An 18,408-nucleotide genomic window follows, 5' to 3' on the forward strand; every position below is an offset into this window, starting at 1 on the left:
AAGCGCGCCATGGCCGAACAGATCATCACCATCCGCACCGAGTACATCACCCTAGACGCCTTCCTCAAGTGGGCCGGTGTCGCCGCCACAGGCGGTCAGGCCAAGAGCATGATCGCCGCCGGCGAAGTCCGGGTGAACGGCGAGCCCGAGCGCCGGCGCGGCCGGAAGCTCTATCCGGGCGACCGGGTGAGCCTCTCCTCCGGCGGTGCGTGGGTGCTCCAGCGCGAGGGGGAATGAGGTTGTATCTCGCCGCGCTCCAACTTGAGTCCTTTCGCAACTACGACTCCCTCTCCATCCGCTTCTCCCCGGGCCTCAATGTCCTGCACGGCGACAACGCCCAGGGGAAGACCAACCTCCTCGAGGCCATCCACTTCCTGGCCACCGGCAAGAGCCACCGCACCTCCCGGGATCAGGACCTGATCCAGGAGGGCAAGGACGCGCTGCGGGCCCGTGCGGAAGTGGTGCGCAAGACCGGTTCGATCGACCTCGAGCTGCAGTACGGCCACGAAACCCGCAAGCAGCTGAAGATCAACGGGATCCCGGAGCGCAAGATCGCCCGCCTTGTGGGCAGCCTCGCCGCCGTCCTCTTCTCCCCCGACGACCTGCAGCTGCTCAAGGGCCCGCCCTCGGGACGCCGGCGCTTCCTGGACCTGGAGCTGTCGCAGATCTCCCAGAACTACCTGCACCACCTGATGACGTACAACCGCCTGCTCGCCCAGCGCAACACGCTGCTCAAGCAGCCGGTCGTCGACGAGGGGCTCATGGCGGTCTATGACGAGCAGCTGGTGGAGTCCGGCGCGCAGCTCATCGTCCGGCGGGCCGAGGCGGTCCGCCGGCTCTCGCCTATTGCTGCCCGCTACCACGAGATGCTCTCCGACGGGCGCGAGGGGCTGCGCCTCGCCTATCAGAGCCAGGGCGCGGACGAGGGCGGCCAGCCCGACCTGCTGGAGACGGCCGACCGCCTCCGGCGGGCGCTGACGAGGGTGCGCCACGAGGAGCGGCGCCGGCAGGTGACGCTCGTCGGTCCCCACCGCGACGACCTCGCCATCTGGGTGGCCGGCCGGGATGCGCGCCTGTACGCCTCACAGGGCCAGCAGCGCACCGCCGTTCTGGCGCTGAAGCTGGCCGAACTGCAGTTCATGACGGAGGAGATCGGCGAAGCTCCTCTGCTGCTGCTGGACGACGTGGCCTCCGAACTGGATCCGCACCGGCGTCACTACCTGCTGGCGGCCGTGCAGGAAGGGGTCCAGAGCTTCATCACCTGCACCGACCTGGATGACCTGATGGTGCGGCAGTGGCCCGCCGAACACCGCCTCTTCCGCGTGCGGAGCGGGACGGTGAACCTAGACGAAAAGGGGTTGGCGTGATGTACCTCCACGTGGGCACAGACGTGGTGGTGAACCTGCGACAGGTCATCGCCATTCTCGATCTGCGCAGCGCCGGTCGGGGACAGGCCACGGTCGAGCTGCTCGAGCGGCTCAGGCGGGAAGGCCGCCTCACCGACATCAGCGGCGGCGGGGCCAAGAGCCTTGTCCTGACCCGCTCCGGCGGCATCCTGTCTCCCATCTCCTCGACCACGCTGAAGAGGCGTTCAGTTTCCAGCACCGAGGTCTGTCACTTGTGATAACTCTTTCGTTGTGATAGCATTGCTCTGATATTGAAAGCGTTACCTAAATGAGGGAGGAACCTCCGTGGCTGACGAAAGGAACGGGACCCAGCTCGAGGCGCATCACCTGAACACCCAGGGTTCGCAAGAATACACCGGGGAACAGATTCAGGTGCTCGAAGGCCTTGAGGCCGTGCGCCGTCGGCCGGGCATGTATATCGGCGGAACCTCGCAGCGCGGCCTCCACCACCTGATCTGGGAGATCATCGACAACGCGGTGGACGAGCGGCTGGCCGGGTACTGCGACACCATCGTGGTCACGCTGCACGCCGATGGTTCCTGTTCGGTTGAGGACAACGGCCGCGGCATCCCCGTTGATATCCACCCCAAGACGGGCAAGTCCACCGTTGAGACCGTCTACACCGTGCTGCACGCTGGCGGCAAGTTCGGCGGCGGCGCCTACAAGGTCTCCGGCGGCCTCCACGGGGTGGGCGCTTCGGTCGTCAACGCGCTCTCCACCAGGCTCTACGTGCGCGTCCAGCACGACGGCGGCATCTACGAGGTGGAGTTCGAGGGCGGCGGACACACCCTCTATCCCCTCCGCCGCATCGGAGACACCCGCGGCCACGGCACCTACGTCCGCTTCTGGCCGGACCCGGCGATCTTCGAGACCGTCGAGTTCGACGCAGAGGCGGTTGTGGCGCGCCTGCGTGACACCGCCTTCCTGAACCAGGGGCTCTACATCCGCTTCCTCAACGAGAAGACCAACGAGGAGTACCGCTTCAAGTACAACGAGGGCCTCCAGACCTTCGTGCAGTACTTGAACCGCTCGCGCGAGCCGCTGCACGCCAAGCCCATCTACATCTACCGGTCCACTGACACCCAGGAGATGGAGCTGGCGATCCAGTACACGGACGCGTACAGCGAGAACATCTTCAGCTATGCCAACAACATCCGGACGGTCGAGGGCGGCACCCACGAGACGGGTCTGAAGACCGCCCTGACGCGCGTGATCAACAACTACGCCCGCAAGAACAAGCTCCTCAAGGACAATGAGGACAACCTCTCTGGTGAGGACATCCGCGAGGGCCTCACCGCCATCCTGTCGGTGAAGATGCAGGACCCGCAGTTCGAAGGGCAGACCAAGACGAAGCTGGGCTCCTCCGAGATGGAGACCTTCGTGGCGAGCGCGGTCACCGAGGGGCTGGCCGAGTTCCTGGAGGAGAACCCCACCGTGGCCCGGCGCATCGTCGAAAAGGCCATCAGCGCCTCCAGGGCGCGCGAGGCCGCGCGCAAGGCCCGGGAGCTGGTGCGGCGCAAGAGCGCGCTGGAGGTCACGGCGCTGCCCGGCAAGCTGACCGACTGCTCCTCCCGGGATCCCGAGGAGTCGGAACTCTTCCTCGTCGAGGGCGACTCGGCAGGCGGCTCCGCCAAGATGGGCCGCGACCGGCGCATCCAGGCGATCCTGCCCCTGCGCGGCAAGATCCTCAACGTGGAGAAATCCCGGCTCGACAAGATCCTCGCCAACGAGGAAATCCGCACCCTGATCACGGCCATCGGCGCCGGCATCGGCGACGACTTCGACATCTCCAAGTGCCGGTACCACAAGGTGGTCATCATGACCGACGCCGACGTGGACGGAAGCCACATCCGCACCCTGCTGCTCACCTTCTTCTACCGCTTCATGCGGCCGCTCATCGAGGCGGGGTACCTCTACATCGCCAACCCGCCGCTCTACATGATCAAGAAGGGCAAGCAGACCTACTACGCCTACTCCGAGGAGGAGAAGGACCAGATCATCACCCGGATCGGCGGCGTCACCGAGAAGCCGCAGCGGTACAAGGGCCTTGGCGAGATGAACCCGGAGCAGCTCTGGGAGACCACCATGGACCCCGCCAAGCGCACCCTGTTCCGGGTATCGATGGAGGATGCAGCCGAGGCCAACACGGTCTTTGAGACCCTCATGGGAGAGAAGGTAGAGCCCCGCCGGGAGTTCATCCAGCGGAACGCCCACCTGGTCCAGAATCTGGACACCATCGGCTAGGCGCTGGTACGACTCCCAGCTTAGGAGGAGAAGCTTGTGGCCGGAGACTTCGCACAGCGGATCCTGACAAAAGAGATCAAACACGAGATGGAGACGTCGTACCTGACGTATTCCATGTCTGTCATCGTCGGCCGGGCGCTCCCCGACGTGCGCGACGGGCTCAAGCCGGTGCAGCGCCGCATCCTGTACTCCATGTACGAGAGCGGGAACACGGCGGACAAGCCTTACCGCAAGTCGGCCAAGACCGTGGGCGACGTGCTCGGCAAATACCACCCCCACGGCGACTCGGCCGTGTACGACACGATGGTGCGGCTGGCGCAGGACTTCGTGGTGCGCTACCCGCTGATCGACGGCCAGGGCAACTACGGCTCGATCGACGGCGACCCGCCCGCGGCCATGCGCTACACCGAGGCCCGCCTCTCCAGGCTGGCCGGCGAGATGCTGGCCGACATCGAGAAGGACACGGTCGACTTCGAGGACAACTTCGACAACAGCGAGAAGGAGCCGACGGTGCTGCCGTCGCGCTTCCCGAACCTGCTGGTCAACGGCTCCACGGGAATCGCGGTCGGCATGGCCACCAACATCCCGCCCCACAACCTGGGCGAGGTGATCGACGGCCTCTGCCTCATGATCGATAAGCCCGACGTCACGGTTGAAGAACTGAACGCCGTCATCAAGGGCCCAGACTTCCCCACCGGCGGCCTGATCCTGGGCCGCGACGGCATCCGCAAGGCCTACCAGACCGGCAAGGGCTCCATCACGATGCGGGCCAAGACGCAGATCGAGACCATGAACAACGGCAAGAACCGCATCGTGGTGACGGAGCTGCCCTACGGCGTCAACAAGGCCCGGCTGATCGAGCGCATCGCCGAGCTGCACCGGGACAAGAAGATCGACGGCATCACCGACCTCAGGGATGAGTCTGACCGCACGGGCCTGCGCATCGCCATCGAGCTGCGGCGCGACGCGAACGCGCACGTCGTTCTGAACCAGCTGCTCAAGTACACGGCGCTGCAGCAGAACTTCGGCATCAACATGCTGGCCCTGGTGGAGAACCGGCCGCGTCTGCTCAACCTGAAGCAGATGCTGCACTACTACCTGCAGCACCAGCTGGACGTCATCGTCCGGCGCACCAAGTTCGACCTGGAGAAGGCCCTCGCTCGGGCCCACATCCTGGAAGGCCTGCTGAAGGCGCTGGACATCATCGACGAGGTCATCAACACCATCCGCTCCTCCCCCACCACGGACGAGGCCCGCACCCGGCTGATGAACGAGTTCGGCTTCACCGAGGTGCAGGCGCAGCACATCCTCGACATGCAGCTGCGCCGCCTGACCGCCCTGGAGCGGGAGAAGCTGCAGGACGAGTACGACGAGCTCCAGGACCGCATCGCCTACTTCCGCGCGGTGCTCGATTCCCAGAAGATGCAGTACGACATCATCAAGCAGGAGCTCGGCGAGATCAAGAAGAAGTACGCCGACCCCCGGCGCACCCGCATCACGGCCGACGCCGGCGAGATCGACGTCGAGGACCTGATCGCCGAGGAGGACGTGGTCATCACCATCTCCCACACCGGCTACATCAAGCGGGTGCCGCTTTCCACCTTCAGGGCGCAGCGCCGCGGCGGCCGGGGCATTCAGGGCGCGGGCACCAAGGAAGAGGACTTCATCGAGCACCTCTTCATCACCACGACGCACCACTTCATGATGTTCTTCACCGACCAGGGGCGCGTCTTCCGCATCAAGTGTCACGAGATCCCCGAGGCCTCGCGGCAGGCCCGCGGCACGGCGATCGTCAACCTGTTGCCGCTCAACCCGGGCGAGAAGGTGAACACGGTCATCCCCGTCAGGGAGGTCGAGGACGAGGGCACGTTCATCTTCTTCGCCACCCGGCAGGGATACGTGAAGAAGACCGCGCTGTCGGAGTACAGCAACGTGCGGTCCACCGGCATCATCGCCATCCGGCTCGAGGAGGGCGACAAGCTGGTGGGCGCCCGCCTCACCCGCGGCAACGAGGAGATCATCCTGGTCTCCAGCGCCGGCAACGCTCTGCGCTTCCACGAGGACGACGTGCGCCCGATGGGCCGCGACGCCCGCGGCGTGAAAGGCATCGACCTCGGCCGGGACGAGTACGTGGTGGGCATGGACAACGTGCAGCCCAACGCGGACCTTCTCGTGGTCACCGAGACCGGCATCGGCAAGCGGACGCCGCTCTCCGAGTACCCGACCTACCGGCGCGGCGCCAAGGGCGTGATCACGATCCGGCACGTCGAGGAGCGGCACGGGCGGCTGGTGGCCATCAAGGTGGTCACGGAGGGCAACGACGTCATCCTCGTCTCCGAGCAGGGCGTGCTGATCCGCATCCCCGTCCAGGAGGTGCGGCAGAGCGGCCGGGCTACCCAGGGCGTGCAGCTGATGAACCTCGACGCCGACGACAAGCTCTCGGCCATCGCCCAGGTGGTCACGCGGGAGGACGAGGAGGATTGACCTCCGGCGGAGCGCCTCCTCCTCCGAAAGTAGGATTTTTGCAAAAGCGGTTGCATCTTGTGAAATCGGGTGCTATACTCCACCCAAACACGCCCCATGACGGGGGAAAAAGGCTCCCCTCCGGTCAGCAGAGAGCCGGCGGCTGGTGCAAGCCGGCGACCGCGGGATCCGTTCCGCCCCCCGAGGGTCCGGGGATGACCCGGTCGGGTTCGGCCCGTTAGCGCCGAGTCGAGTGGGTGGCCGGCCGTGCCGGCGCCAACGTCGGGTGGCACCGCGGGAGCAGACTCCCGTCCCTGACTGCAGCAGGGACGGGAGTGTCGTTTTCCGGGGGACCCGTCGCGGCGGTATGGCAGGCGGCGCCAAGCAGGGTGGCACCGCGGGGAGTGAGGCCCCGTCCCTGGCAGTTCCGGTACCGCGCAAGCGGCAACCGGCCTGCCGTGGGCGGGGCCCAATTGCATTTCAGGGGGAGGCAGAGCGGCGATGTTGAGAGAGAAGTCCTTGTTGATGATTCCCGGACCCACGCCGATTCCGCCCCAGGTGGCGGCGGCCATGACCCAGCCGATGATCAACCATCGCGGCGAGGCCTTCAGCGATCTGTTCGACGAGGTCGCGGTGGGGCTCAAGCAGGTCTTCCGCACCGAGCAGCCGGTCTACGTCTTCCCCGGCGCAGGTTCGGGCGGTTGGGAGGCGGCCCTGGTGAACACCCTGAACCCGGGTGACACGGTGCTCAGCGTCTCGGTCGGTGACTTTGGCGAGCGCTGGTTCAAGGTGGCCACCAAGCTGGGCCTCGCCGTGGAGCGGCTGCGCTTCGAGCCCGGCCAGGCCGCGGACCCGGCCCGCATCGCCGAGCGGCTGGCGGACGACCGCGAGAAGCGGATCAAGGCCGTGCTGATCCAGCACAACGAGACCTCCACCGGCGTCACCAACGACGTGGAGGCCATCGCCCGGGTGGTCCGGGAGCACGGCGCCCTGATCATGGTCGACGCCGTATCCGGCCTCGGCGCCCTGCCGCTGGAGATGGACAGGTGGGACCTGGACGTGGTGCTGACCGGCGCCCACAAGGCGCTGATGTGCCCGCCCGGCCTCTCCATCGTCGCCTTCTCCGAGCGGGCACGGGCGGCCAGCGAGCAGAACACCATGCCCCGCTTCTACTGGGACCTGAAGGCGGTGCACAGCAGCTACCTGAAGCGGCAGACGCCGTACACCCCGGCCATCTCGCTCTTCTACGCCCTTCAGGCCGCGCTGCGGCTCATCCAGGCCGAGACCCTGGAGGGCGCCTGGGCCCGCCATCGCGTGATGGGCGCCATGTGCCGGGCCGGCGTAAGGGCGATGGGCCTTCAGCTCCTGGCGCAGGACGAGGCCAGGGCCTCCAACGCCGTCACGGCCGTGGTCTCCCCCGTGGACCCGAAGCAGCTGCGCAAGGTGGCCCGGGAGCGGCTCGGCGTGCAGCTGGCCGGCGGCCAGGCGGAGCTTGCCGACAAGATCTTCCGCATCGGCCACCTGGGCTACGTGGTGCCGGGCGACGTGCTGCAGGCCCTCGCGGCCACCGAGATGGCGCTGGCGGTGCTCGGGCAGGACGTGCAGATCGGCAGGGCCGTGGCGGCGGCGCAGGAGGTGTGGATGCGGGAGCTTCGTGGATGACCGGTACCGGCCGGCGCTGCAGGCCGCGATGGCCGATCTGACCGCCGCCACCGTATGCGGGCGGCTGGTCGAGTGGGAGAGCGAGAAGGTCCGATACCCTGACAAAGGAGGCGATTCCCGATGAAGATCTTGGTGACGGAAGCGATTTCGGAGACGGGCATCAGCCTCCTGAAGGCTGAGCATGAGGTGGAGGTGCGCAAGGTGTCCCCGGCCGAACTGCTGGAGATCATCCCCGAGTACGACGCGCTGATCACCCGGTCGGAGACGAAGGTCACCGCTGAGGTGCTGGCGCGGGGCACCCGGCTGAAGGTCGTCGGACGGGCCGGCGTCGGCGTGGACAACATCGACGTGGCGGCCGCCACTGAGCGGGGCGTCGTCGTGGTCAACGTCCCCGGCGCCAACACCTACTCCACCGCCGAGCAGGCCTTCGGCCTCCTCATCGCCGTAGCCCGCAACATCCCACAGGCGCACCACGCCCTGGCCCGCGAGGGCCGCTGGGACCGGAAGACCTTCGTGGGCACTGAGCTGCACGGCAAGACGCTGGGCATCATCGGTCTGGGCCGCATCGGCTCCGAGGTGGCCGTGCGGGCGAGGGCCTTCGGCATGAAGGTGCTGGCCTACGACCCCTACGTGCCCGCCTCCCGTGCGGAGCACCTGGGCGTCACCCTCGTGCCGACCATTCCGGAGCTGCTTCCGCAGGTAGACTTCCTCTCCATCCACGCCGCCAAGACCCCGGAGTCGGCCCGGCTCATCGGCGCGGCCGAGCTGGCCCTGATGAAGCCCACCGCCCGCATCGTCAACTGCGCCCGGGGCGGGATGGTGGACGAGGAGGCGCTCTACGAGGCCCTGAAGGAGGGCCGGCTGGCCGGCGCCGCGCTGGACGTCTTCGCCAGCGAGCCCTGCACCGACAGCCCGCTGTTTGCACTGCCCAACGTGGTCGTCACCCCCCACCTCTCCGCCTCCACCGCTGAGGCGCAGGACGCCAACGGCCGCTACATCGCCCAGTACGTGCTCCGGGTGCTGCGCGGCGAACTGGTGCCCGAGGCGGTCAACCTGCCGCAGGTTCCCCGGGACGGCGCCCAGGTGGTCACCGATCACCTGCCGCTGGCCGAGACCCTGGGCTCCTTCCTGGCCCAGGCGTTCCCGGGGCAGGCGGAGGCCATCACCGTCACCTACTCCGGCGAGCTGGCCAAGCACCCCACCGCCCTGCTCACCAACACCGTGCTGAAGGGCTACCTGGCCACGCAGCTGGGCGACCACGTGAACTATATCAACTCGCCGTCCCTGGCCCGCCGGCGGGGGCTGGCCGTCCACGAGTCCCGGTCGCTTGCACACGCCCCGCTGGGCGAGAACGGCAACGGAGACAGGCTCGCGGCGGCAGCCGGTACCCTCTCCCCCGAGGCCAGCCTGATCACCGTCCGCTCCGAGGGGCCGCAGGGGGCGCACCAGGTGACCGGCATGCTGCGCCGGGACGGCGGAATGCGGTTCGTGGCCGTGGACGGCCTGCACATCGACATGGCCCCTTCCCGGCACATGCTGGTCAGCCAGCACCGGGACCAGCCGGGCATGGTGGGCCGCTTCGGCATGGCGCTGGCGGCCCGCGACATCAACATCGCCGGACTGCACCTGGCGCGGCACGAGCCCCGGGGCGAGGCCCTGATGCTGCTCCAGATCGACGAGCCGGCCCCGCCCGACCTGGTGGCCGAGCTGCGCACGGCCATGGCCGTTCCCACCGTCCAGGCGGTCACGCTGCCCATCGCCGACCGGGCCTGACCGGTCCAGGAAGGGATTGCCGTACGGGGCGCCGAACCCTCACCCTCGGCCTTCTGGCTGCTGGATGCCCCTTCCGGTGGCGGGAGAGGATAACATCAGCCTCCGTCGACTCTTGCAAGGAGGGTAATCACCCATGTTGGACTTGAAGTTCGTCCGCAACAATCCCGACGTCGTTCGCCAGGCGCTGATCAACAAGGGTGTCTCCGTCGATCTCGACCGCATCCTCGCCTTGGACGTGGAGCGCCGCCAGGGGCTCGCCGAGGTTGAGCAGCTCAAGGCGCGGCGCAACCAGGCGTCCAAGCAGGTAGGCCTGCTGAAGCAGCAGGGACAGGACGCCAGTGCGATCATCGCCGAGATGGGCGCCATCGGCGACCGCATCAAGGAGCTGGACGAGCGGGGGCGGCAGGTTGAGGCCGAACTGCAGGACCTGCTCCTGCAGCTGCCCAACATCCCCGCGCCGGACGTTCCGGTGGGCGAGGACGAGAGCGGCAACGTCGAGGTGAAGCGCTGGGGTGAGCCGCGCCGGTTTGACTTCCCCGTGAAGCCCCACTGGGACCTGGGCATCGGGCTCGATGTCCTCGACTTCGAACGGGCGGCCAAGGTGACCGGCAGCCGCTTCACGATCATCAAGGGCGGGCTGGCCCGGCTCAACCGGGCGCTGGTCAACTTCTTCCTCGACCACCACGTCGAGCGCGGCTACCGCGAGGTGCTGCCGCCCGTGATCATCAACACCGCCTCCTACTACGGCAGCGGCCAGTTCCCCAAGTTCAAGGAAGACGTGTTCAGCCTGGCCGGCACCGACTACCACCTCTCCTCCACCGCCGAGGTGCCGCTCATCAACATGCACCGGGACGAGATCCTCGACGAGTCGGCGCTGCCGATCAAGTACGTCGGCTACAGCGGCTGCTTCCGCAGCGAGGCGGGCGCTGCCGGGCGCGACACCCGCGGACTCATCCGGCAGCACTACTTCGAGAAGGTCGAGATGATCCAGTTCACCAAGCCCGAGGACAGCGACAGGGCGCTCATGGAGATCACCGAGAGCGCCGAGGCGATTCTCGAGAAGCTGGGCCTGCCGTACCGGCGCATGCTGATGTGCACCGGCGACATGGGCTTCGGCCAGTACAAGAAGTACGACATCGAGGTCTGGATGCCGAGCTACGAGCGGTACGTGGAGATCTCGTCCTGCTCGAACATGAGCGACTTCCAGGCCCGTCGCGCGAACATCCGCTACCGTCCCGCCGGCGGCAAGCCGGAGTTCGTGCACACGCTCAACGGTTCGGGCCTCGCCGTCGGCCGCACCCTCGCAGCCATCATGGAAAACTATCAGAACGCCGACGGCAGCATCACGGTTCCCGAGGTCCTGCGGCCGTACTTCGGCGGCGACCGGATCACACAGTAAGGCGTGCGGCGGCCCCGCGGCGCGGGGCCGCCACTTCCTGTTGCGCGCTTGCAAGGGCGCTGCCGCTTGTGTAAACTTATACCCTGACGTGATGGGGAGAGGTGGCCGAGCGGTTTAAGGCTCTCGTCTTGAAAACGAGCGTGGTGTAAAAGCCACCGTGGGTTCGAATCCCACCCTCTCCGCCAGGGTGCAAGGCGAGAAGAGCAGGCCACCGCCGGGTGGCCTGCTCTTTGTACCAATCTGCCGGGAGGTCGATCGGCGTGACCGACGAGGCCTATATGCGAGAGGCGCTCGCCGAGGCCCGGAAGGCGGCGGCGCTGGGCGAGGTGCCCATCGGCGCCGTGCTGGTGCGCGCCGGCGAGATCCTGGTGCGGGCGCACAACCTGCGGGAGACCACCCACGACGCCACGGCGCACGCGGAGGTGCTGGCCATCCGCGAGGCCGGCCGCCTGCTGGGCGGATGGCGGCTCACCGGCTGCACCCTCTACGTCACCCTCGAGCCCTGCCCGATGTGCGCCGGCGCCCTGCTGCAGAGCCGCCTCGACCGCGTGGTCTTCGGCGCCCGCGACCCCAAGGCCTGGGCCGACCGCTCCCTGCTGGAGATCCTGCAGAACCCCGGCCTCAACCATCAGGTCGAGGTGCGCGAGGGCGTGCTGGCCAGCGAGTGCGGCGAGGTGGTGCGCGACTTCTTCCGGGCGCGCCGGCGTCCGGCACAACAGGACTGGAGATAGCAGGAAGAAGGACTATTTGTTTCCAGTGGCGAATCCCCCCCTATCTGCGGATATGGGGGGACTGTTTATGTTGCGACGCCATCGGCACTGGCTGGCCTGGCTGGCGCTCCTGCTGGGCGGCTGTGTGGCTGCCGCGCAGCCCGAGCCTCCGTCCCCGACGGCGGTGGCCACAGCCCCTGCTGCAGCGGAACCTGCCGAGGTGCGGCTGCACCTGCCGGTGGAGCCCGCTACGCTCGACCCTGCGGAGACGGCAGATGCCGCTCTCCTGGACGTAATCGGCAACCTGACGGAGGGCTTGGCGGCGCCGGTCGCCGCCGCACCGGGCGAGATCGCCGGGGCGGCGGCCGAGCGGTGGGAATCCGCCGACGGGCGGCAGTTCATCTTCCACCTCCGCCCCGAGGCGCGGTGGAGCGACGGCAGGCCGGTCACGGCCCACGATTTCGTGCGCGGCTGGCTTCACCTGCTGGATCCCGCGGTGGGGGCGGCCAACGCTTACCTGCTCTACGACATCGTCGGGGCGGAGGCCTGGAATGCCCTGGACCCGACTCTGCCAGACTTCGCCGAGCAGTCGGCCCGCCTGCGGGCGGAAGTCCAGGTGGTGGCCCTCGATGACCGGCGGCTGCAGGTGACGCTGCAGGCGCCCAATCCGGAATGGCCGGGCTACACGGTGCATCCGGCCCTGGCCCCCCGCCGGGCCGACGTGCCCTTCGGCACGGTGAGCAACGGGCCCTTCCGCCTGGCCGGTTCATCCGGTCCGGGCGAGATCCGGCTTGAACGGAACCCGCACTACTGGGACCGGGAGGCCGTGTGCCTCGACGCCGTCACCTACCACGTGGAGCCTGACGCCCAGGCTGCGCTGCGCCTCTTCGAGATGGGCTACCTGCACCTGGTAATGCTGCCGCCGGAGCTGGCCGAGCAGGTGCCCGCGGCCCGGAGCATGGCGCAGCCCTCCACGATGGGCCTGGTCTTCAACACGGCCCAGCCCCGGCTCGCCAACCCCGACCTCCGCCGCGCGCTCAGCCTGGCGCTGAACCGCACCCGGGTGGCCGCTGAGGCCGGTGGAGCCGGCGCCTCGGCCGCACTGGGGCTCGTCCCCCCCTCGCTGGCCGGCGGCTGGTCGGCGGGGGAGGGCGGGCAGGCTCACCCGCAGTCCGGCGGTGCGGCGCCCCTGGGCGGGCTGTGGACGGAGGGGTCGCTGCTGAGCGACCTGCTGTCGGACGACCCCGCGGGCGGAGACCTGGACGAGGCCCGGCGGCTCTGGGCGAGGGCGCGGGCGGCGCTGGGGGTGGACCGGGTCACCCTCCGCCTCCTCCACGCCTCCGAGGCCGCCACCGTCGCCCGGGCGGTGCAGCGGGAGCTGGAATCCGCGCTGGACGGGCTGACGATCGAGCTGCACGCCGTGCCCTTTGCACAGCGGCTGGAGCGGGTGCGCTTCGGCCAGTTCGACCTGGTGCTGCAGGGCTGGCTGGCCGACCACGACGATCCGCTCGCCATGCTCACCCAGTTCACCACGGCGCATCCGGCCAACGGTGCGCGCTGGGTGAGCGGCGAATACGATGCGCTGATCCGGCAGGCGGCCGGCGCGACGGGCGATGCCCGCCGGTCGGCGCTGGCCGCGGCGGAGCGGCTGCTCCTGGATGAGGCGCCGGTGGTCCCCCTCTACCACCCCGTCCGCCACTGGGCGGTAAGCCCCGACCTGGAGGGGCTTGTCTACCGCCCGCTGGGCGGCCGGTTTGACCTGAAGCACGCCTGGCGAAAGGGAATCGCCCCCGCCGGGTAGAATGGGGTAGGGCCAGTCCGATTCCGGCAGGAGAGATCAGCGTGGCCCACATCGCTCTCTACCGCGAGTTCCGGCCCCAGCGGTTCAGCGACGTCGTCGGACAGGAGCATATCACCCGCACGCTGCGCAACGCCCTGGTGCAGGGCAGGCTTCACCATGCCTACCTGCTCTCGGGTCCGCGCGGCACGGGGAAGACCACCGTGGCCCGCATCCTGGCGAAGGCGGTCAATTGCCTGAGCCCGCGCGACGGCGAGCCCTGCAACGAGTGCGAGCCCTGCCGCAGTATCACGTCGGGCCAGACGATGGACGTCATCGAGATCGACGCCGCCTCCAACCGGGGCATTGACGAGATTCGCGACCTGCGCGAAAAGGTAAAGTACGCGCCGGTTGACCTCAAATATAAGGTTTATATTATTGACGAAGTTCACATGCTGTCCGAGCCGGCCTTCAACGCCCTGCTCAAGACGCTGGAGGAGCCGCCGCCGCATGTGCTCTTCGTGCTGGCCACCACCGAGAAGCAGAAGCTGCCCATCACCATCCTCTCCCGCTGCCAGGCGTTCGACTACCATCGCCTCTCCACCGAGGAGATCGTCGGGCGGCTGCAGGAGGTCTGCGCCGCGCAGGGGATGAAGGCCAGTTCCGAGGCCCTGGCGGCCATGGCCCGCCAGGCCGACGGCGGGATGCGGGACGCGCTCTCGCTTCTCGATCAGGTGATGGCCTACGCCGCCGACGGCGAGATTACCCTCGAGATGACGCTGGCCGTGCTGGGCTCGGCCCCACTCGATCAGTTCCTGCGCCTCGACGGTCAGCTGGCCGCGGGCGACGTGGGCGGCGCCCTGCTCTGGCTCGACGAGATGGTGCGGACGGGCAAAGACCTGCGCCAGCTCGTGCGCGACTACCTGGCCCACCTGCGCGATCTGCTCCTGGTGAAGGTGGACACCGGCGGCCAGGTGCTGGGACTGCCGCCGCAGGCGCTGGCCCAGGTGCGGGAGCAGGCGGACCGATTCACCCAGGAACGGCTGATCAGCGCCATCCGCCTGCTGGGCCAGGCGGAGACGGAGCTTCGGCTCTCGGCCTCGCCCCGCCTGCTGGTGGAGGTCGCGCTGATCCGGCTGGCGGCGCTCTTCACCGGCCGGGACGAGGAGCCCCGGGGCGACCCGGCCGACTCTCGACCGCCGGCGCCTTCCGTTCCAACGGCCCAGTGGCGCCCGCCCGTCAGCTCTGGTGGTGCTGCGGCCGCGGGGGCGTCTGCTCCGGCAGCGCGGACGGCCGAACGGGGCGAGCCCGAGCGGCTCGATTCCGGCCCGCAGCCTGCGGCCCGGGTAGCAGCCGCCCCGGCGGACCGGGGCGCACCGGGTCCCGGGCTGGTCTCCGGCGGGGCGGCGGCCGGTCAGCCGCCGCTGGGGCCGGAGTCTGACCGGGTGATGCAGGCCTGGGAGCGCGTGCTCGAGCTGGTGCGCAAGGCGCGGCCCAGCACGTACAACCTGCTCTCCACCTCGGCCCGGATCGGCGGGCTGCGCGGCTCGCTGCTCTACATCGTGGCCAACTCGCCCGTCTTCGCCCAGCTGCTCCGGCGGCCGCAGGATACCGCGATCCTGGAGAAGGCGCTGGAGCGGGCGGGACTGGCCGGCCTGAGGGTGGAGATCCTGGCGCCGGACGAGGCCCAGGCGAAGCTGGCGGGACTCGGTCAGGCGACTCCCGCGGCGCCCGCGCAGGGGGCGGGATGCGCTCCGGGAGAGGCGCAGGGGGGCGACAACCCACTCATGGAGCGGCTGCGCAGCCTGTTCCCCCCTGACGTGATTCACGAAATCGAAGAGGAGGACTCCTGATGATTCCGGGTGGCGGCAACATGCAGCAGATCATGAAGCAGGTCCAGAAGATGCAGAAGAACGTGGCCAAGGCGCAGGAGGAGATCGCCAAGATGACCGTTGAGGGCACCGCCGGCGGCGGCACCGTCAAGGTGGTCGTCACCGGCGACCGACGGGTCACGGCGGTCACCCTGGCGCCGGAGGTCGTGGATCCCGAGGACATCGAGATGCTCCAGGACCTGATCGTGGCGGCGATCAGCGACGGGATGAAGAAGGCCGAGGAGCTGGCCGAGGCCGAGATGAAGAAGGTCCTTCCGGGCGGACTGCCCAGCTTCCCCGGCCTCTTCTAGCCGCCCATGTACTACGCAGAACCGATCGCACGCCTGATCGAGGAGCTGACCAAGCTGCCGGGCATCGGCCCGAAGACCGCCCAGCGGCTCGCGTTCCACATCCTGCATATGGACCGGGCGGCGGTGGAGGCCATCGCCCGCACCATGGTGGACGCCCGCGAGAAGGTCACGTACTGCTCGATCTGCTGCAACCTCACCGATCAAGATCCGTGCCGGATCTGCGCCGACGACGGCCGCGATCACAGCACCATCTGCGTCGTGCAGGAGCCGCGCGACGTGGTGGCGATGGAGAAGACGCGGGAGTACCACGGTCTCTACCACGTGCTCCACGGGGCGCTGAACCCGATGGAGGGCGTCGGCATCGACGACATCCGGGTGAAGGAGCTCATCGCCCGCCTGGGCGACGGAAAGGTGCAGGAGGTCATCCTCTGCACCAACCCCAACACCGAGGGCGAGACCACCGCGATGTACATCGCCCGCTACATCAAGCCCCTGGGCGTCAAGGTCACCCGGATCGCCCGCGGCCTGCCGATGGGCGGAGACCTGGAGTACGCCGACGAGGTCACGCTGGCCAAGGCACTGGAGGGGCGCCGCGAGATCTGACGGGTCTGAGACTGGGTTGATTTTGTGCACCATGCAGGGTAGAATACTGCCCAGAATCTGCAAGGCGATGAGAGGGCAGAGTAGGCGACCACGTGGAGCCCAAGCGAGCCGGGTCTGGTGCGAGCCGGTGCACACGTCCGCTGAAGAGGCCCTCGAGCTTCCGGGCTGAACCCCGCGCCCGATGTGCGCGGTGCAGTAGGCTGCGGACGGCCCCCTCCGTTATCGGGAACCGAGTGAGGCCGGAAGGCCTAACTAGGGTGGTACCGCGGGCCTGGCCCCGTCCCTAAGCGGACGGGGCTTCATCAATTTTCACGGAAAAGGGGACAGCTCAAGATGACCATTCGCGTACGCATCGCGCCGAGCCCCACCGGTCCCATCCACGTGGGCAACGTGCACACCGCCCTGTTCAACTGGCTCTGGGCCCGGAAGAACGGCGGTCAGTTCATCCTGCGGTTTGAGGATACGGACAGGGAGCGGTCCCGGCCCGAGTGGGAGCAGGTGATCTTCGAGGACCTGGCCTGGCTGGGCATCGACTGGGATGAGGGCCCCGACAAGGGCGGCCCCTACGGGCCCTACCGGCAGACGGAGCGGCTGGAGCTCTACCAGAAGTACGCCCAGCAGCTGCTCGAGAGCGGCCACGCCTACAAGTGCTACTGCACGAAGGAGGAGGAGGACGCCGACCGCAAGGAGGCGCAGGAGCAGGGTCGGCCCTATCAGTACAAGGGGCGCTGCCGCAACCTGACGCCTGAGCAGCAGGCGGCGTTCGAGGCCGAGGGGCGGAAGCCGGTGCTCCGCTTCCGGGTGCCGCGGGGTGAGGTGATCCGGTACAACGACCTGGTGCGCGGCCCGATCGAGTTCCCCACTGACTCCATCGGTGACTTCATCATCATGCGCGCCAACGGCATCCCGCTTTACAACTTCGCGGTGGTCATCGACGACGCAACGATGAAGATCACCCACATCATCCGCGGTGAGGGGCACATCCCCAACACCCCGGTGCAGATCCTCATCTACAATGCCCTGGGCCTGCCGGTTCCCGAGATCGGCCACCTCGGCCACATGACCAACGCCGAGCGCGGCAAGCTCTCCAAGCGCAAGGGCGAGGCGGCCATCCGCGACTATCGGGAGCAGGGCTACCTGCCCGAGGCCCTGATGAACTTCATGAGCCTTCTGGGCTGGACCCCGCCCGGCGCCGAGTCCGGCCGCGAGTTCCTGACCAGGGAAGAGCTGATCCGCGACTTCGACCTCAGCCGGGTGACGAAGGCGCCCTCGGTCTTCGACCGCAACAAGCTCAACTGGATGAACGGCGTGTACATCCGGAAGAAGAGCCTGGAGGAGTTCGCCGAGCTGGCGCTTCCCTTCGTTGTGCGGGCCGGGCTCTGCACGGAGGAGAAGGCCCGGGCCAACTGGGACTGGTTCAAGGAGGTTATGGCCCAGGTGCACGAGCGGGTGGAGACGCTCGCCGAGGTGCCCGAGCACGTGGACATCTTCCTCAAGGACGAGATCGTCATGGACCAGCAGGCGGCGGCCAAGTTCCTGACGGATGCGGTGAAGCCCTTCTTCCGGCGGGTATCCGAGGGGCTGCGCACGGTGGAGTGGACGCTGCCGGCCATCGAGCAGCTCGTGCGGTCGATCCAGGAGGAGATGGGCCTGAAGCCCAAGGAGAGCTTCCAGCCCATCCGGGTGGCCATCACGGGCCGCACCGCCAGCCCGGGCCTCTTCGAGACGATCTACCTGATCGGCCGGGAGCGGGTGCTGGAGCGGATGGCGCCGTACTGCTAGAGCGAAACAGGCACGCTGAGGCGGAGGGAAACCTCCGCCTCAAACGCGCCCGGGCGAGGCTTGACGCGCTTGCCAGCACCGCACGGGGCATGCTAAAATACGCTCTGCCCGCCCGGCGGGCCGGACGGCGGCCGAACTGGTTCGCTTAACGGATTTTGCAAACTTGCAAAGGCCGACCGGGTGTGGTAAAGTAGTCGACGTCGCCGGTTGCGGACGGACGAATTGGCTGCAGTGCCAGGAGGTCGCAGGTTGACAGCCGGTCGATGTGTCTGCTAGAATATATCCCTGCCAGCCACCGAAAACGGTTGGTGAGGCAGCGGATCTCGAACCTTGAAAACTAGACAGTGCAGAGAGGGAAGCCTGCGAGTCGACGACTCCAAGGGAGCCAAGCAAACTTTTCAACGGAG

At 68.1% G+C, this 18,408-nt stretch carries 14 protein-coding genes and 1 tRNA gene; all 15 read left to right on the top strand.

Going from position 1 to position 18,408, the window contains the following annotated elements; all coding sequences use genetic code 11:
* Positions 1 to 9 precede the first annotated feature (9 nt).
* The 15 genes from yaaA to gltX all read left to right on the top strand — a co-directional run bounded on the left by yaaA (position 10) and on the right by gltX (position 18,001).
* A complete protein-coding gene (gene yaaA, locus J2Z79_RS14520; protein ID WP_209467610.1) occupies positions 10 to 237 on the top strand; it encodes a S4 domain-containing protein YaaA in 228 nt (75 codons plus the stop codon).
* A complete protein-coding gene (gene recF / locus J2Z79_RS14525) occupies positions 234 to 1,367 on the top strand; it encodes a DNA replication/repair protein RecF (protein ID WP_209467611.1) in 1,134 nt (377 codons plus the stop codon). The genes yaaA and recF overlap by 4 nt, the downstream gene beginning before the upstream one ends.
* Entirely contained in the window at positions 1,367 to 1,624 is a 258-nt protein-coding gene (gene remB / locus J2Z79_RS14530) for an extracellular matrix regulator RemB (protein WP_209467612.1), read from the top strand. Before recF ends, remB begins: the two co-directional genes overlap by 1 nt.
* A 109-nt stretch (positions 1,625 to 1,733) precedes the next feature.
* Positions 1,734 to 3,650 carry a DNA topoisomerase (ATP-hydrolyzing) subunit B gene (gyrB, locus tag J2Z79_RS14535; protein WP_209467627.1) on the top strand — a complete coding sequence of 639 codons (1,917 nt, stop codon included), beginning with the start codon at positions 1,734 to 1,736 and terminating at the stop codon, positions 3,648 to 3,650.
* Between the two features lie 36 nt (positions 3,651 to 3,686).
* Positions 3,687 to 6,134: a DNA gyrase subunit A gene (gene gyrA, locus J2Z79_RS14540; RefSeq protein ID WP_209467613.1), complete on the top strand. Its 2,448-nt coding sequence runs from the start codon at positions 3,687 to 3,689 to the stop codon at positions 6,132 to 6,134.
* Positions 6,135 to 6,614: 480 nt separating this feature from the next.
* The gene (locus tag J2Z79_RS14545; protein WP_209467614.1) at positions 6,615 to 7,775 is read left to right on the top strand and encodes a pyridoxal-phosphate-dependent aminotransferase family protein; all 1,161 of its coding nucleotides are present in this window, start codon (positions 6,615 to 6,617) and stop codon (positions 7,773 to 7,775) included.
* A 120-nt stretch (positions 7,776 to 7,895) separates the two neighbouring features.
* Complete coding sequence (gene serA, locus J2Z79_RS14550; protein ID WP_209467615.1) at positions 7,896 to 9,548, top strand: phosphoglycerate dehydrogenase; 1,653 nt, start codon at positions 7,896 to 7,898, stop codon at positions 9,546 to 9,548.
* 133 nt (positions 9,549 to 9,681) lie between these two features.
* Complete coding sequence (gene serS, locus J2Z79_RS14555) at positions 9,682 to 10,947, top strand: serine--tRNA ligase (RefSeq protein WP_209467616.1); 1,266 nt, start codon at positions 9,682 to 9,684, stop codon at positions 10,945 to 10,947.
* A gap of 95 nt (positions 10,948 to 11,042) precedes the next feature.
* Positions 11,043 to 11,132 (top strand) — tRNA-Ser (locus tag J2Z79_RS14560).
* A 75-nt stretch (positions 11,133 to 11,207) separates the two neighbouring features.
* Positions 11,208 to 11,678, top strand: coding sequence for a tRNA adenosine(34) deaminase TadA (gene tadA, locus J2Z79_RS14565; RefSeq protein ID WP_209467617.1), 471 nt, complete (start codon positions 11,208 to 11,210; stop codon positions 11,676 to 11,678).
* Positions 11,679 to 11,745: 67 nt separating this feature from the next.
* Entirely contained in the window at positions 11,746 to 13,458 is a 1,713-nt protein-coding gene (locus tag J2Z79_RS14570; protein WP_209467618.1) for a peptide ABC transporter substrate-binding protein, read from the top strand.
* A 41-nt stretch (positions 13,459 to 13,499) separates the two neighbouring features.
* Positions 13,500 to 15,287: a DNA polymerase III subunit gamma/tau gene (gene dnaX, locus J2Z79_RS14575; protein WP_209467619.1), complete on the top strand. Its 1,788-nt coding sequence runs from the start codon at positions 13,500 to 13,502 to the stop codon at positions 15,285 to 15,287.
* Entirely contained in the window at positions 15,287 to 15,616 is a 330-nt protein-coding gene (locus J2Z79_RS14580; RefSeq protein WP_209467620.1) for a YbaB/EbfC family nucleoid-associated protein, read from the top strand. The genes dnaX and J2Z79_RS14580 overlap by 1 nt, the downstream gene beginning before the upstream one ends.
* A 6-nt stretch (positions 15,617 to 15,622) precedes the next feature.
* Complete coding sequence (recR, locus tag J2Z79_RS14585; RefSeq protein ID WP_209467621.1) at positions 15,623 to 16,219, top strand: recombination mediator RecR; 597 nt, start codon at positions 15,623 to 15,625, stop codon at positions 16,217 to 16,219.
* A gap of 333 nt (positions 16,220 to 16,552) precedes the next feature.
* Positions 16,553 to 18,001 carry a glutamate--tRNA ligase gene (gene gltX, locus J2Z79_RS14590; RefSeq protein ID WP_209467622.1) on the top strand — a complete coding sequence of 483 codons (1,449 nt, stop codon included), beginning with the start codon at positions 16,553 to 16,555 and terminating at the stop codon, positions 17,999 to 18,001.
* The last annotated feature ends 407 nt before the right edge of the window (positions 18,002 to 18,408 follow it).

It is taken from the genome of Symbiobacterium terraclitae (assembly GCF_017874315.1).
GTDB lineage: Bacteria > Bacillota > Sulfobacillia > Symbiobacteriales > Symbiobacteriaceae > Symbiobacterium > Symbiobacterium terraclitae.